Raw genomic sequence first — 14,909 nt, 5'->3', positions numbered from 1 at the left:
GGACGGCATCCTGGTTCGCCAACCGGCGCGTCGGCGTGTCCAGTTGGTGGACCGCATGACTCCGTGCGCCCCCTATGCACCGGCACCGTGGGTTAGGTCACGCTTACTACTCGTTCCGATGGGGCATGCAGGCGAATAGAGTCGGTTGGCGGAGCGTCGGAATGTCGATGGATTGCCCAGTCGACACCGTTGTCTCCCCTTGATTTCCAGATTCCCGGCGCCATCCAAAACTTGTCCGCACCCTCCCCCATCGCGAGAGGCCCGGGGGGAGACCCCCACCCCGAGGAATGGCCATGCCTCGTCCGACCGCCGCACAGCTCGCCTACGGTTCCTGCACCGTGATCTTCTCCACCCTCGCCATGCTGCTGCTGTCACAGACGAGTTCGGGCCTGGGGATCGCCGTGATCGCCCTCGCCGCGCTCGCCCTCGGACTGCTCGTGGCCCTGACGGTTCCCGTACCGAAGCCGGCGCCCGCCGCCGTCGTCTCGCGGCCGGCCACACCGGAAGAACGTGTTCCGGTCCAGCGCGAGACAGCTTCCGTCGCCGCCGGGGCCGAGCCGACGGGTTCCTGAGGCCTGCCGGAAGGTTCCTGTTCCCGAGACCTGCGGGAAGGTTCCTGTTCCCGAGACCTTGGAAGGTTCCTGCTCCCGAGACCTGCCGGAAGGTTCCTGCACACGCACCGGCGGGCCCGTGTTCCCACGGACCCGCCGGTTTCCGCTGAGCTGTCCGCCGGCCGCCGCCGCGCTGCCGGTCAACCGGTGCTGACCACCACCGTCTTCGCCGCCTTGTCGTGCAGGCCCTGCTTGTAGGGCTTGTCGAAGAAGCTCCAACCACCCGCGATCGCGGTCCAGATGCAGGCGCAGCAGAACGCGAACGGGATCCACAGGACGGCCGCGCGGATCAGGGAGGTCTGCATGGAGGGCGTGGCGCCGTTGTCGAGATTGGCGACGCGCAGATTCAGCAGCTTCTTGCCGAGCGTCTGCCCCGACTTGGAGATCAGGAAGGTGTCGTACGCGATGTAGAGGACGGCGGCGATCACCTCCCGCCCGAACGCGCCGGCGGACGTCATCCTGTCCGCGTTCAGCGAGTACGGGCTGAAGCCGAACGCCCAGGACAGCAGCACCACCACGATGCCCACGAGGATCATGTCGATGATCCTGGCGAGCACCCGCTTGCCGCTGTCGGCGAGCGGGGGCATCCCCGAGAGGGGGTCGGCGCCGCCGTACGGGCCCCCGCCGTAGGGACCGCCCCCGCCGTAGGGATCGCCCCCGCCGTAGGGATCGCCGCCGTACGGCCCGCCCGCGGGGGGCTCGTTGCCGTACGGGGAGCCCCCGGGAGGCTGGTTGCCGTAGGGGTCGCCCCCGGGAGGCTGGTTGCCGTGCGGCCCGCCCCCGGGAGGCTCGTTGCCGTACGGGGAGCCGCCGCCCTCGGCGGGCGGGGGCTGATGCTTCCTGAACGGGTCGTCTTCCGGTCGGCCGGGGCCCGGGGGCGGCGGTTCGCTACTCATGGCCCGAGTCGACCGCGAACCCTCCGGCCGCGCATCCGGCGAGCCGCCGTACGGGGTACGGAATCGGGACGTACGGTTCACTGCTCCCGCCCGCCGCCCCGCCCCGCGGCTATCCCGCCACGAACGTATGGGCCGCCTTGTCGTGCCAGCACTGCCGCCAGGGGCGGTCGAACAGGCACCACAGGACGCCCACGACACCGATGCCGAGCAGTCCGGGAACGCTGTAGACGAGCCAGCGGCGCAGGGCCAGGCCGAAGGACGGCGGTTCGTGGCCCTCGATGTCCCGGACCTCCAGACCGCACAGCTTCTTGCCGAGCGTGCGGCCCCACTTGGCGGTGGGCAGCGCCTCGTAGAGGACGCCGAACAGGAGCAGCACGCCCAGCACGATGCCGAGGTAGACCGCGGTCGTGCCGTCGAGCAGCCAGACCGTGACGGTCTCGCCGGAGAGCTTGGCCGCGTCGACCTTGTCGTTGATGTGGTCGATCGCCTTGGTGCCGAGCGGTACCGCGGCCACGCCCGTGACCGTCGCCAGGACCAGGGTGTCCACCAGCCGTGCCGCCAGCCGCTTGCCGAGCCCGGCGGGCCGCGCCGCCGCGTGGGCGCGTGCGGCCGCCTGGAAGATGTCGTCGACCGGCGGCTTCCACGGGGCGACGGGCTGCTCGCCCTCGGGCCCCGCCAGTCGGTGCACCTGCTGCGCCCAGGAGGGCTGGCCGCCACCGTCGCCACTCGTCATGGGCGTCGCCGAGAAGGCCCCGCCGCCGGCCTGTGGCGGGACGGTGGGAGACGGCTGCGGGGAGAGGGAGCCGGCGGGTTGCTGGGAGTGGGAGCCGGCCTGCTGCGGCGGCAGCGCGGGCTGCGGCGCGGACGGCTGGGGGCCGCCCGGGCGCGGGGCCGAGGCGGCCCGCTGCGGGGGCGGTCCGGCCTGCTGCGGGCCTGCGGGCGGCGCCTCGGGGTCCAGGCCCAGGGCCTGCCGTGCCGCGGCCTGAGCGCTCGGCGGGGACGCGGCGAAGGGCTGTTCGGCGGCGGCCGGCGGCGTGCTCCCGTCCTGCTCCCCCGTGCGCGGGGACCGCGCGCGGAACGTCATGGTGCCCTCGGCGGGGCCGGTGCCCTGGTGGCCGGAGGTGTCACGCGGGCCCGCGTCACCGTCGCCGTGGCCGGGCCGCCGGAAGACCACCGTGCCGGCGGAGGCCGGCGGCTGCGCGGAACCGGAACCATCGGCTTCCGCGGGCGGAATCGTCGCCGTCCCGTCCGTACGTGCGGTGCCGTCCGGGTGTCCCGCCCGGCCGTCGGGGCGGGGCGCCGCGTCGGCCGGGTCCGCGGCCCGCGGGACGCGCGGGTCGGCGCCCTGCGGCGCGCCCCAGGAGACCCGGCGGTCCGGGTCGCCGCCGAAGCCGGTCTGCCGGGCGCGCTCGGCGCCCCAGGCGGAGGCGGGCTCGGGCCTGCTGCCGTGCTGGGCCTCGGCCGGGCTCACCCGCCGGGAGTCGGCGGCGGGCTCGGGGTCCTCGTCGAAGAAGTGCGGCCCGGTCTCCTCGACGGAGGCCGGGGCGTGCCGCGCGCCGGGCGGGGGCGCGAGCGGTTCGCCGTCCGACGGCGCCGGACGGCTCGAACCCGGCACCCAGGCGGTGCCGTTCCAGTAACGGACATATCCAGGAATGGACGGGTCCGGGTAATACCCTTCGCGGGGCCTGTCGTCACCGGGGGCCGGGGTTGGGGCGCTCATGTCCGTCGTCCCGTATCTGCTCGGGGGTCGTGTTGGGCATACACATCTATCAGACCCGCGCACAACCCCGGGCGGCTCCGGCCGCACGCCCCCCTTTCCGGGCGACACCGCACCCGTCCTTCACACGACCGGTACCGACTCGGAACCCATTCGGCCCCGACCCGGAACCCATCCGAAAGAAAGTTCTCCGAACCCGTGCGCTGGATCCGGGGGCTTTCGCACTCTCACCCGTACGGGGTCAGAACAGCTTGCCCGGGTTGAGGATGCCCAGCGGGTCGAACGTCGTCTTGATCGCCCGCTGCATCTCCACTCCCACCGGGCCGATCTCGCGGGCCAGCCACTCCTTCTTCAGGACGCCCACGCCGTGCTCCCCGGTGATCGTGCCGCCGAGCTCCAGGCCGAGGGCCATGATCTCGTCGAAGGACTCGCGGGCGCGCCGGGACTCCTCGGGGTCGGCGGCGTCGAAGCAGACGGTGGGGTGCGTGTTGCCGTCGCCCGCGTGGGCGCAGACCCCGATGGTCAGGGCGTACTTCTCGGCGATCCGCTCGACGCCCTCGAGCATGGCCCCGAGCCGCGAGCGTGGTACGCACACGTCGTCGATCATCGTCGTGCCCTTGACCGCTTCGAGTGCGGTGAGGGACAACCGCCGCGCCTGGAGCAGGAGTTCGGACTCGGCGGCGTCGTCGGCGGGGACGACCTGGGTGGCGCCCGCGGCCTCGCAGAGCGCGCCGACCGCGGCGAGGTCGGCGGCCGGGTCGAGGGTGTCGAAGGCGGCGAGCAGCAGCGCCTCGGTGGTCTCGGGGAGGCCCATGTGCGCCATGGCGTTGACGGCCTTCACTGTCGTACGGTCCATCAGTTCGAGGAGGGACGGTACGTGTCCGCCCGCCATGATCCGGCAGACCGCGTCGCAGGCGGCGGCGGTCGACGCGAACTCGGCGGCCAGCACCAGCTGCTGGGGCGGCTGCGGCCTCAGTGCCAGGGTGGCCCGTACGACGATGCCGAGGGAGCCCTCGGAGCCGACGAAGAGGCGGGTGAGGTCGTACCCGGCGACGCCCTTCGCGGTACGGCGGCCGGTGCTCATCAGCCGCCCGTCCGCCAGGACGACGTCCAGGCCGAGGACGTACTCGGCGGTCACCCCGTACTTCACGCAGCACAGGCCGCCGGAGGCCGTGCCGATGTTGCCGCCGATGGTGCACATCTCCCAGCTCGACGGGTCCGGCGGGTAGTACAGGCCGTGTTCGCCCACGGCGCGGGAGAGCGTCGCGTTGATCACGCCCGGTTCGACGACGGCGATCCGGTCGACGGGACTGATCTCGAGGATGTGGTCCATCTTGGTGAGGGACAGCACGATGCAGCCGTCCGAGGCGTTGGCGGCGCCCGACAGGCCGGTGCGGGCGCCTTGCGGGACGACCGGGACGCGCAGCTCGGTGGCGGTGCGCATGACGTGCTGGACCTGTTCCACCGTGCGGGGCAGGACCACGACGGCCGGGGTGCCCGCCGCGCAGAAGCTCGCCATGTCGTTCGCGTAGGAGGCCGTGACGTCCGGGTCGGTGAGGAGGGCCTCTGCGGGCAGACCGCTCAGCAGGCGGTCCACGAGGTTGCCGGTCGCTGGTGGATCTTCGTCGGGCGACGTTTCGCTACGGCTCATGATCACAGGTTCGCACCCGGGGCCATCGGTGTGAACCCCGTCCGCGGTGCTCTTCGTGTCCCGGGATGTGGTCTTCGTATTGACGCACAGTGAGCGGCATGGAGATCGAACAGCAACAGCCGTTGCCCTCCGAGCGGGGCCTGTCCCCTGTTGCCAGGCGTGCCCTGATCGGCGCGATCACCGGGTGTTTCGTCCTCGGCGGGGTGCTGATGCTGCTGCCGCCGGCCGGGCGGGAACCCGCGGCGCCGCCGGCGCCTGCGGCGGGCCCGATGGCGGGGCCGGTGGCGCAGGCGAAGGCGGCCGTGGGGGCCGGGGTGCCCGTCGCGCTGCCCGCGCTGGCGGCGCTCGTCACGGATCACGAGACACATCTGCGGGCCCATCCGCGGGACGCGCGGTCGTGGGCGGTGCTCGGGGCCGCGTACGTCGCGCAGGGGAAGGGGACGGCCGACGCCGCGTACTTCCCGAAGGCCGAGGAGGCGCTGCGTACGTCACTGAACGTGGCGCCGCGCCGGAACGCCGAGGCGCTGGGCGCTCTCGCCGCGCTGGCGAACGCGCGCGGGGACTACCGCGAGGCGAAGCAGTGGGGGGAGGCGGCGGTGAAGATGGCGCCGAAGCAGTGGCCGGCGTACGCGCAGCTGATCGACGCGTACGACGGCCTCGGCGACTACAAGGCCACGGGGAAGACGCTGGACAAGCTGCTCGGCCTGCGCGCGGGGCCGGCGGCGGCGGCGCGGGCCGCTCAGGTGTACCGGGCGCGGGGCTGGCGCGAGGACGCGGCGGCGGCGATCGCGGACGCGACGGCGCGGGCGGGCAGTCCGGCGGAGCAGGCCGTGTACTGGCAGCAGGCGGGCGAGCTGGCGTGGGAGCGCGGGGAGCCGGAGCAGGCGCTGCGGTACTTCGAGACGGCGTTGCGGACGGATCCCGACCGGCACGCGGCGCTGGCCGGGCAGGGGCGGGCGCTGGCCGCGCTGGGGCGGACGTCGGACGCGGTGAACGCGTACCGGGCCGCTCTCGCGAAGCAGCCGTTGGCCGCGTACGCGGTGGAGCTGGGCGAGCTGTACGAGTCGCAGGGGCTCGGGGGTGCGGCGCAGGTGCAGTACTACCTGGTGCGGGAGCGGGTGCGGCAGGACGCGGCGGGCGGCGTGAACAACCGCCTGGTGGTCGGGCAGTTCGAGGCCGACCACGGGGATGCGGAGGTGGCGGTACGGGAGTTGCGGGAGGAGTGGAAGCGGCAGCCGAGCATCCGGGTGGCGGACGCGCTGGGGTGGGCGCTGCACCGGGCGGGGCAGGACCAGGAGGCGCTCGGCTTCGCCACGAAGGCGATGGACAAGGAGCACGGGGGCGGGGTGCGCAGCGCCCTGTACGCGTACCACCGCGGCGAGATCGAACGGGCGCTCGACCAGCTGGCACCGGCGCGGCGCCATCTGGCCGAGGCGCTGCGGATCAACCCTCACTTCTCGCCCTGGTTCGCTCCGATGGCGAAGGAGACACTAGCCGAACTCGGGGAGCCGCCCGCGGAGGGGCTGCCGGGTGACGAGGAAGTGGAGGCCGCTGAGGCCGAGGCCGCCGAGGCCGCGGAGGCCGCGCAGACGCCGGAGGCCGCGGAGTCGGTGGATCCCGCGCAGACGGAGCAGGTGCCGCCCCCGGGCGCGTCGACGCCGGTTCCGCAGGAGCCGGAGGCCCGCTGAGCCCGGGGGCCGCCGACGGGCCGGCGGTGCCGAACCCGCGGCAGCCCCCTCGGTGCCGGCCGGAGTCAGACCGCGGCCGTGCCGATCAGGGCGTTGCGGGTGACCGGCGCCGCCAGCTCCTCCCGGGCGTCCCGGGCCGCGCCGCCTACAGGTTGCCCCGCTTCTCCTGCTCCCGCTCGATCGCCTCGAACAGGGCCTTGAAGTTGCCCTTGCCGAATCCCATCGAGCCGTGGCGTTCGATGATCTCGAAGAAGACCGTCGGGCGGTCCTGGACCGGCTTGGTGAAGATCTGGAGCAGATAGCCGTCCTCGTCGCGGTCCGCGAGGATCTTCAGCTCGCGCAGGGTGTCGACGGGGACGCGGGTGTCGCCCACCCACTCCCCGAGGGTGTCGTAGTACGAGTCGGGCGTGTCCAGGAACTGGACGCCGGCGGCGCGCATCGTGCGTACCGTCTCGACGATGTCACCCGTGTTCAGCGCGATGTGCTGGACGCCCGCGCCGCCGTAGAACTCCAGGTACTCGTCGATCTGGGACTTCTTCTTGGCGAGGGCGGGCTCGTTGATCGGGAACTTGACCTTGAGCGTGCCGTCGGCCACGACCTTCGACATCAGCGCCGAGTACTCGGTCGCGATGTCGTCGCCCACGAACTCCTTCATGTTCGTGAAGCCCATGACCTTGTTGTAGAAGCCGACCCATTCGTTCATCCGGCCGAGCTCGACGTTGCCGACGCAGTGGTCGATGGCCTGGAAGGTGCGGTGGGCGGGCGGTTCGACGATCGGGGCGGCGGCCACGTAGCCGGGGAGGTAGGGGCCGTCGTAGCCGGTCCGGTCGACGAGGGTGTGGCGGGTCTTGCCGTAGGTGGCGATCGCGGCGAGGACGACCGTGCCGTGCTCGTCCTTCAGCTCGTACGGCTCGGCGACCGAGCGGGCGCCGTGCTCGATCGCGTACGCGTGGGCGGCGCGGGCGTCCGGGACCTCGATGGCGAGGTCGACGACGCCGTCGCCGTGCTCGGCCACATGGTCGGCGAGGAAGTGGCCCCAGGGGGTGGCGGGCTTGATGACGGAGGTGAGGACGAAGCGTGCCGAGCCGTTGGTGAGGACGTACGAAGCGGTCTCGCGGCTGCCGTTCTCCGGTCCGGAGTACGCCACAAGCTGCATGCCGAAGGCGGTGGAGTAGTAGTGCGCGGCCTGCTTGGCGTTGCCTACGGCGAAGACGACCGCGTCCATTCCCTTCACCGGGAAGGGGTCGGCCTGCCGGGCGGTGTCGGGAGTGTGGTGTGTGGTCTGCGTCATGGCGGCAGGGTCGCTCCGTTCCGCAAGGTGCGCAATAGTTGGCTTGTCCGCTGGACAATGTGTTCAGTGCACCGCCCATGGCGTGGGGCTGCATGTACAGGATGACCACTGGAGGGGCTGCCGTGGCGATCGATCATCTGGACGGCCGGCTCCTGGTGCTGCTGGCGCGGGAGCCGCGCATCGGAGTGCTCGAGATGTCCCGGCGGCTCGGGGTCGCGCGCGGCACCGTGCAGGCGCGGCTCGACCGGCTTCAGTCGAATGGAGTCATCCGCGGCTTCGGACCGCAGGTGGACCCGGCGGCGCTCGGATATCCGGTGACGGCCTTCGCGACGCTCGAGATCCGGCAGGGGCAAGGGCCCGACGTACGGGCGCACTTGACGACCGTGCCGGAGGTGCTGGAGCTGCATACGACCACGGGCAGCGGCGACATGCTGTGCCGGCTGGTGGCCCGCTCGAACGCCGATCTCCAGCGTGTGATCGACCGGGTTGTCGGCTTTGATGGCATCGTCCGGGCCGCCACGGCGATCGTCATGGAGAACCCCGTTCCGCTGCGGATCATCCCGCTGGTGGAGCAGGCCGCGGAGGACCGCGACCGACGGGAGTGACCGAGCTTCTGGGGTGACAGCGTGTGAACTTCCTGGAGTACCTCGGCAGCCACCGCCAACAGTTGCTCACGGATGCCTACCAGCACGCCAGCGCCGTCTTCCAGTGCATGGTCGTCGCGACCGCCATCGGTGTGGTGGTCGGCGTCGTCACTTATCGCAGCGAATGGGCCGGAAACCTGGCGACCACGACCACGTCGACCATTCTGACCATGCCGTCGCTCGCCATGATCGGTCTGCTGATCCCGGTCGTGGGTCTCGGCGTCCCGCCGACCGTCATCGCGCTCACGCTGTACGGGCTGCTGCCGATCGTCCGCAACGCGATCGTGGGCCTGCGCGGGGTCGATCCGTCGCTGGTCGACGCGGCGACGGGCATCGGCATGTCCCGTGCCGCCCGGCTGCTGCGGGTCGAGCTGCCGCTCGCCTGGCCGCCGGTCCTCACCGGGATCCGGGTCTCCACGCAGATGCTGATGGGCATCGCCGCCATCGCCGCGTACGCCTCGGGACCCGGGCTCGGCAACGAGATCTTCCGCGGCCTCGCCTCCCTGGGCAGCAAGAACGCGCTCAACCAGGTGCTCGCCGGCACGATCGGGATCATCATCCTCGCACTGCTGTTCGATGCCGCGTACGTCCTCATCGGACGGCTGACCATCCCGAGGGGGATCCGTGCCTGACGTGTCCGGGACGTCCACCGAAACCCCTGCCGACGAGGGTCCGACCGCCGGCGCCCCGGCCACCGGGGCCCCGGCCCCGACCTCCGGCGCCACCATCGAGCTGGAGAACCTGACCAAGCGCTATCCGGGCAGCCACGAGCCCGCGGTGGACAGCGTCAACATGCACATCAAGGCCGGCGAGCTGGTCGTCTTCGTGGGCCCTTCGGGGTGCGGGAAGTCCACGACCCTCAAAATGATCAACCGGCTGATCGAACCGACCGGCGGCCGCATCCGCATCGGCGGCGAGGACGTCACCGACATGGACCCGGTGAAGCTGCGCCGCAAGATCGGGTACGCGATCCAGTCCTCCGGGCTGTTCCCGCACATGACGGTCGCCCAGAACATCGCGCTCGTTCCGAAGATGGCCGGCTGGCCGGGCTCGCGGATCAAGGCGCGGGTCGAGGAGATGCTGGACCTGGTCGGCCTCGACCCGGCGGAGTTCCACGGGCGCTATCCACGTCAGCTCTCCGGCGGCCAGCAGCAACGCGTGGGGGTGGCGCGGGCGCTCGCGGCCGATCCGCCGGTGCTGCTGATGGACGAGCCGTTCGGCGCGGTGGACCCGATCACCCGCGATCACCTCCAGGACGAGCTGATCCGCCTCCAGTACGAGCTGCACAAGACGATCGTCTTCGTCACCCACGACTTCGACGAGGCGATCAAACTGGGCGACCGGATCGCCGTCCTGCGCGAACGGTCGCACATCGCCCAGTTCGACACCCCGGAGGCGATCCTCACCAACCCCGCCGACGACTTCGTGTCCGGGTTCGTGGGTGCGGGCGCCGCGCTGAAGCGGCTGAACCTCACCCGCGTACGGGACGTGGAGATCCACGACTACCCGGCCGTGACCGTCGACGATCCGCTCCAGGAGATCTTCGGCAAGCTCCGGTCGTCCGGTACGAACGAGATCCTGCTGCTCGACCGGCGGCGCCGCCCGTACAAGTGGCTCAGGCGCGGTGACCTCATGCGCGCCAAAGGGTCGCTGGCCCGCGCGGGCACCCTGGTGTCCGACACGGTGACCAGGGACGCCACGCTGCGGGACGCCCTGGAGGCGGTGCTCACGGACAACGCGGGGCGGGTCGCGGTGACCGGGCGGCGCGGGGAGTACACGGGCGTGGTGGACATGGAGACGCTCATCAACTCCGTGCACGAGATGCTGGAGGCCGACCGGCTCGACGCGATGGAGCACCAGCACGAGCTGGAGGAGGCACGGGCCCAGCAGACGCACGCGGAGCAGGAGGGCGTCGACGCCGGGGAGGAGAAGGCGTGACGACTCCCCGGCTGGACGAGGACGGGACCGCGCGGCGGGAGGAGGACGGAGCCGAGGCCGCTCCGGCTCCCCCGGCAAAGCCCCGCACCGCTCGGCTCACCTGGCAGAAGCTCACCGTTCTGCCCACCGTCCTCACGGCCTTGCTGCTCGCCACCTGGGTGTGGTTCCAGCAGGCGCGCCTGGACCCGCTCTCCGAGAACGCGCTGTCGAACGGGCAGGTGTCGAAGGCCCTGTGGCAGCACATCCAGCTCACCGCGATCTCCACGTTCTTCGTGCTGATCATCGCGATCCCGCTGGGCATCCTGCTCACCCGCAGGGCCTTCCGCAAGGCGACCCCGATCGCGATGACCATCGCGAACATGGGGCAGGCGACCCCCGCCATCGGTCTGCTGGCGCTGCTGGTGATCTGGCTGGGCACCGGCCAGAAGGCGGCCCTGATCGGCATCATCATCTACGCGATCCTGCCGGTCCTGGCCAACACGATCGCCGGTCTGAAGGCGAACGATCCCACGGTCCTGGAGGCGGCGCGCGGCATCGGCATGTCCTCGCCGGGGGTGCTCACCCGGATCGAACTCCCGCTGGCCGTACCGCTGATCCTCGCGGGCGTACGCACCGCCCTCGTCCTGAACGTCGGCACGGCGACCCTCGCCACCTTCGGCGGAGGCGGCGGACTCGGGGTGCTGATCACCACCGGCATCACGAACCAGCGGATGCCGGTACTGGTCCTCGGGTCGATCCTCACGGTCTCGCTGGCCCTGCTGGTCGACTGGCTCGCCTCGCTGGCGGAAGTGCTGCTGCGGCCGCGCGGGCTGGAGGTGGAGACATGAGGCGCGGGTGTCTGCTGCTGGCCGGGGTTCTGGTGGCCGCCGCCGGCTGCGGGCTGACCAGCGGCTCCCCGATGGTCGACGACGTCAGGCCCGGCTCGATCGGCAAGGGCGAGCCATTGAAGGGCGCGCATCTCACGGTCACGTCGAAGGAGTTCACCGAGCAGCTGATTCTCGGCGCGATCATGGGCATCGCGTTCCAGGCGGCCGGCGCGGACGTCCTCGACCGCACCGGGATCCAGGGGTCCGTCGGCGCGCGCGAGGCGGTCAAGAACGGGGACGCGGACGGCATGTACGAGTACACGGGCACCGCCTGGATCACGTACCTGGGCAACAGCGAGCCCATCACCGACCCGCTGAAGCAGTGGCAGGCGGTGCGTGACGCGGACCTGAAGAACGGGGTGACCTGGCTGGCGCCGTCCACCCTCAACAATACGTACGCGCTCGCCATGAACCAGGCCAACTTCAAGAAGTACGGCACGAAGACGCTGTCCGACGTGGCGGCGCTCGCCAAGCGGGACCCGAAGGCCGTCACGCTGTGCGTGGAGAGCGAGTTCGCCAACCGCGCGGACGGACTGCCGGGCATGGAGAAGGCGTACGGCATGAAGCTGCCCGCGGCCGACATCACGCAGATGGACACCGGGATCATCTACACCCAGGTGGCGAAGGGGAGTTGCACGTACGGGGAGGTGTTCACCACCGACGGGCGCATCAAGTCGATGAACCTGGTGGTGATGCGGGACGACAAGAAGTTCTTCCCCAACTACAACGTGGCGCCCGAGATCAACACGAAGGCGCTGAAGAAGTATCCGGCGATCGCCGAGGTCCTCGACCCCGTCACGAGGAAACTCGACAACACGGTGGCCCAGGACCTGAACGCCAAGGTGGACGTGGACGGACAGGACCCGCACCAGGTGGCGTTGGACTGGATGAAGGAGGAGGGGTTCGTCAAGGGAGGGTGACTTGCAAAGAACCCGTTGCAACAGAGTCTTTGCAACGCTATCTTTGTACGCATGACGGAGGAGCAGGAACGGCCTCAGAAGCCGCAGCAGCAGTACCGCACCCTCGACGCCCGCTCACTGCGCGGCCTCGCCCACCCCCTGCGTATGCAGCTGCTGAGCGCGTTGCGGCAGCGAGGGCCGGCCACCGCGTCGCAGCTCGCCGAGCGCCTCGGCGAGTCCAGCGGGGCGACCAGCTATCACCTGCGACAGCTCGCCGCCCACGGCTTCGTCGTGGACGCCCCCGAGCACGGCAAGGGGCGGGAGCGCTGGTGGAAGGCGGCCGACGAGGGCCTGGACTTCGACGACGCGCTGCTCAAGGACCCCGACCCGGCCGTGCGCGGCGCCGCCGACGTGTTCCTGCATGAGGTCGCGACGACACACGCCAGGGAGCTGTCGACCTGGCTGGGCACCCGCAACGACTGGTCCCGGCAGTGGATCAGGGCCACCGACATGAGCGACATGACGCTACGGCTGACACCCGACCTCGCCCGCGAACTGATCCGCGAGATGCACGACCTGGTCGAGAGTTACCGCGCGCTGGCTCCCGCCGAGGGCACCCCCGACGCCGAGCAGGTGCGCATCCACACGCACGCCTTCCCCTTCACCACGAACTGAAAGGCACTCCGATGATCGACCCTGTCACGCACCTGGCCCTGCACCACACCCGCGCCGCCGAACTGCGGGCCGAGGCCGAAGCGCACCGGCTCGCCACCGAGGCCCATCAAGCCCGTCAGCCCCGGAATCTGCGCGCCCGACTCGGCTGGACCCTAGTCGAGGTCGGCCTGCGCATCGCCTCCGCACCCCGGATGACGGTGACACCGGCCCACTAGCAGGCGGGGACCGAGTCCTTCCCCTTCTCCAGGTTCGTCAGGGCGTCGACCGCGCCCTTCAGCGTGGTCACCGGAACCAGTCGCAGGCCCTTCGGCAGTTCCGACTTCGCGTCCGCGCACTCCGCCTTCGGCACCAGGAAGACCGTCGCCCCGTCACGCCGGGCGGCCTGGGTCTTCAGGGCGACCCCGCCGACCGCGCCGACCTTTCCGTTCGCGTCGATCGTGCCCGTACCCGCGATGGTGCGGCCGCCCGTGAGATCGCCGCCGCTGCCGTCGCCGTCCAGCTTGTCGATGATCCCGAGGGAGAACAGCAGTCCCGCGCTGGGGCCGCCGACGTCGGCCAGCTTGAGCGTGACCTTCACGTTCTTCTCGTTCAGGTAGGACAGCGCCGCCTGGGCGGCCGTGTCCTGCGACTGCTGCATCTCCGCCGCGTTGTGCTGCTCGATCTCCTTGACGCTGTTCCCGCTCGGGTAGACCGAGTCGCGCGGCATCACCGCCCGGTCCGTACGGAACCACCCGTCCAGCACATCGCCGAGAAACACGTCGGCGTCCGGGCCCGTCGCCTCGATCGTCGTCATCCGCAGCTGCCCGGTCGTCTTCCGGGTCGCCGCGCCGCTGATCGTGATCACCGCGTCGCCCTGGTTCTCTCCGAGGACGTTCGCCGTCATGCCGGGCTGCGCCACGGAGAACGGCAGCGGCGCGAACACCGCCGTGGCGAGCAGCGCCACGACGGGGACGGCGCAGACGGCGACGGCCTTGGGACGCGAGAGGCGAGAGAGGCGAGAGAGCACGGGATCAATCTAACGTCACCGCCCCGCGGCACCTCCGTACAGGTCGCGGCGGGCGCTCGTGAAGCGCCGCAGCGCGTCCGGCGGCGGCTCGGTGCCGATGCCCGGCGTACGCGGCACGGGCGGATGGCCGTCCTGAAGGACGAACGGTTCGGTGAGGTCCTCGGCGAAGTACCGGCTGCAGGCGGAGGTGTCCCCGGGCAGGGTGAAGCCGGGCAGGGCGGCGAGGGCGAGGTTCGGCGCCCGCCCGATGCCCAAGATCACGCCGCTCCTGAGCGACCGACTGCGCTCTTCTTCGGCGACCGTCAGCGCAGCGCCTCGGCCACTTCCCGGGCCGCGTCCACGACCCGCGGCCCCACCCTCTCCGGCACGGCGTCCACGAGCATGACGACGCCGACGCTGCCCTCGACCCCGGTCACACCGAGGAGCGGCGCCGCGGCACCGCTCGCCCCCGCCTCCAGTTCCCCGTGCGTCAGGGTGTATCCGGGCTCGGTGACCGGCGCCTGCCGGGCGGCGAGTATCGCCCGTCCGGCGGCCCCGCGGTCCAGCGGATGCCGGAACCCGGCGCGATACGCCACGTGGTAGTCCGTCCACGTCGGCTCGACCACGGCGACGGCAAGCGCCTCCGTCCCGTCCACGAGGGTGAGATGGGCCGTGGCCCCTATGTCTTCGGCCAGCGCACGCAGTGCGGGCAGTGCCGCCTCGCGCACCAGCGGATGCACCTGGCGGCCGAGCCGCAGCACTCCCAGCCCGACCCGGGCACGGCCGCCCAGATCACGGCGTACGAGAGCGTGCTGTTCCAGCGTGGCGAGCAACCGGTACACAACGGTCCGGTTCACGCCGAGTTTGTTGGAAAGCTCGGTGACGGTCAGCCCGTGATCCGTGTCGGCGAGCAACTTGAGGACCCTGAGGCCCCGGTCGAGCGTCTGGGAGGTCTCCGCGGTCACGACGCCCACTCCTTCGTGGTGAGGTCGGCAGGCCTCCTCGCGGCGGATGCATCGCCGAGTCCCGTCAGCGACGCGCTTCAGAG

Annotated in this window: 15 protein-coding genes and 1 pseudogene; 9 read left to right on the top strand and 7 right to left on the bottom strand. The window is 71.4% G+C overall.

What is annotated here, in order from left to right; genetic code table 11:
• The first annotated feature begins 293 nt into the window (after positions 1-293).
• Positions 294-572, top strand: coding sequence for a hypothetical protein (locus tag GTY58_RS26945; protein ID WP_037649886.1), 279 nt, complete (start codon positions 294-296; stop codon positions 570-572).
• Between the two features lie 179 nt (positions 573-751).
• On the opposite strand, the gene GTY58_RS26940 is transcribed toward GTY58_RS26945, so the two are convergent.
• From GTY58_RS26940 to GTY58_RS26930, 3 genes are all read right to left on the bottom strand, one after another.
• The gene (locus GTY58_RS26940) at positions 752-1,507 is read right to left on the bottom strand and encodes an RDD family protein (protein WP_037649888.1); all 756 of its coding nucleotides are present in this window, start codon (positions 1,505-1,507) and stop codon (positions 752-754) included.
• Positions 1,508-1,616: 109 nt separating this feature from the next.
• On the bottom strand, positions 1,617-3,227 hold the full coding sequence (locus GTY58_RS26935) for an RDD family protein (RefSeq protein WP_010986556.1): 1,611 nt from the start codon (positions 3,225-3,227) through the stop codon (positions 1,617-1,619).
• Between the two features lie 238 nt (positions 3,228-3,465).
• Positions 3,466-4,881, bottom strand: a complete 1,416-nt coding sequence (locus tag GTY58_RS26930; RefSeq protein ID WP_010986555.1) for an FAD-linked oxidase C-terminal domain-containing protein — start codon at positions 4,879-4,881, stop codon at positions 3,466-3,468.
• A gap of 92 nt (positions 4,882-4,973) precedes the next feature.
• Here GTY58_RS26930 and GTY58_RS26925 point away from each other — a divergent pair, with 92 nt between their 5' ends.
• A complete protein-coding gene (locus tag GTY58_RS26925) occupies positions 4,974-6,563 on the top strand; it encodes a tetratricopeptide repeat protein (RefSeq protein ID WP_010986554.1) in 1,590 nt (529 codons plus the stop codon).
• A 145-nt stretch (positions 6,564-6,708) separates the two neighbouring features.
• Here the strand turns inward: GTY58_RS26925 and hppD are convergent, their stop codons facing one another.
• Entirely contained in the window at positions 6,709-7,854 is a 1,146-nt protein-coding gene (hppD, locus tag GTY58_RS26920; RefSeq protein ID WP_010986553.1) for a 4-hydroxyphenylpyruvate dioxygenase, read from the bottom strand.
• Between the two features lie 122 nt (positions 7,855-7,976).
• On the opposite strand from hppD, the gene GTY58_RS26915 reads away from it, so the two are divergent.
• Genes GTY58_RS26915 through GTY58_RS26885 form a run of 7 tightly spaced genes read left to right on the top strand, consistent with a single transcriptional unit; the run spans position 7,977 to position 13,091 of the window.
• A complete protein-coding gene (locus tag GTY58_RS26915) occupies positions 7,977-8,459 on the top strand; it encodes an Lrp/AsnC family transcriptional regulator (protein ID WP_037649890.1) in 483 nt (160 codons plus the stop codon).
• Between the two features lie 23 nt (positions 8,460-8,482).
• Positions 8,483-9,130, top strand: a complete 648-nt coding sequence (locus GTY58_RS26910; RefSeq protein WP_010986551.1) for an ABC transporter permease — start codon at positions 8,483-8,485, stop codon at positions 9,128-9,130.
• The gene (locus tag GTY58_RS26905; RefSeq protein ID WP_010986550.1) at positions 9,123-10,436 is read left to right on the top strand and encodes a betaine/proline/choline family ABC transporter ATP-binding protein; all 1,314 of its coding nucleotides are present in this window, start codon (positions 9,123-9,125) and stop codon (positions 10,434-10,436) included. Before GTY58_RS26910 ends, GTY58_RS26905 begins: the two co-directional genes overlap by 8 nt.
• Entirely contained in the window at positions 10,433-11,263 is an 831-nt protein-coding gene (locus GTY58_RS26900; protein WP_010986549.1) for an ABC transporter permease, read from the top strand. The genes GTY58_RS26905 and GTY58_RS26900 overlap by 4 nt, the downstream gene beginning before the upstream one ends.
• The gene (locus GTY58_RS26895) at positions 11,260-12,222 is read left to right on the top strand and encodes a glycine betaine ABC transporter substrate-binding protein (protein WP_010986548.1); all 963 of its coding nucleotides are present in this window, start codon (positions 11,260-11,262) and stop codon (positions 12,220-12,222) included. The genes GTY58_RS26900 and GTY58_RS26895 overlap by 4 nt, the downstream gene beginning before the upstream one ends.
• A gap of 51 nt (positions 12,223-12,273) precedes the next feature.
• Positions 12,274-12,876, top strand: a complete 603-nt coding sequence (locus tag GTY58_RS26890) for a metalloregulator ArsR/SmtB family transcription factor (RefSeq protein WP_037649891.1) — start codon at positions 12,274-12,276, stop codon at positions 12,874-12,876.
• A 14-nt stretch (positions 12,877-12,890) separates the two neighbouring features.
• Positions 12,891-13,091, top strand: a complete 201-nt coding sequence (locus tag GTY58_RS26885; protein WP_037649958.1) for a hypothetical protein — start codon at positions 12,891-12,893, stop codon at positions 13,089-13,091.
• On the opposite strand, the gene GTY58_RS26880 is transcribed toward GTY58_RS26885, so the two are convergent.
• From GTY58_RS26880 to GTY58_RS26870, 3 genes and pseudogenes are all read right to left on the bottom strand, one after another.
• Positions 13,088-13,882: a S16 family serine protease gene (locus tag GTY58_RS26880; RefSeq protein WP_010986546.1), complete on the bottom strand. Its 795-nt coding sequence runs from the start codon at positions 13,880-13,882 to the stop codon at positions 13,088-13,090. The genes GTY58_RS26885 and GTY58_RS26880 overlap by 4 nt on opposite strands.
• A 15-nt stretch (positions 13,883-13,897) precedes the next feature.
• Positions 13,898-14,134 (bottom strand): annotated as a pseudogene (locus GTY58_RS26875) (o-succinylbenzoate synthase); the annotation flags it as partial.
• Between the two features lie 50 nt (positions 14,135-14,184).
• On the bottom strand, positions 14,185-14,826 hold the full coding sequence (locus GTY58_RS26870; protein WP_010986545.1) for a helix-turn-helix domain-containing protein: 642 nt from the start codon (positions 14,824-14,826) through the stop codon (positions 14,185-14,187).
• Between the last annotated feature and the right edge of the window lie 83 nt (positions 14,827-14,909).

The sequence above is a fragment of the Streptomyces sp. SID5469 genome (assembly GCF_009862865.1).
Taxonomy (GTDB): Bacteria; Actinomycetota; Actinomycetes; order Streptomycetales; family Streptomycetaceae; genus Streptomyces; species Streptomyces avermitilis.
This window is presented reverse-complemented; position numbering and strand designations above follow the sequence as displayed.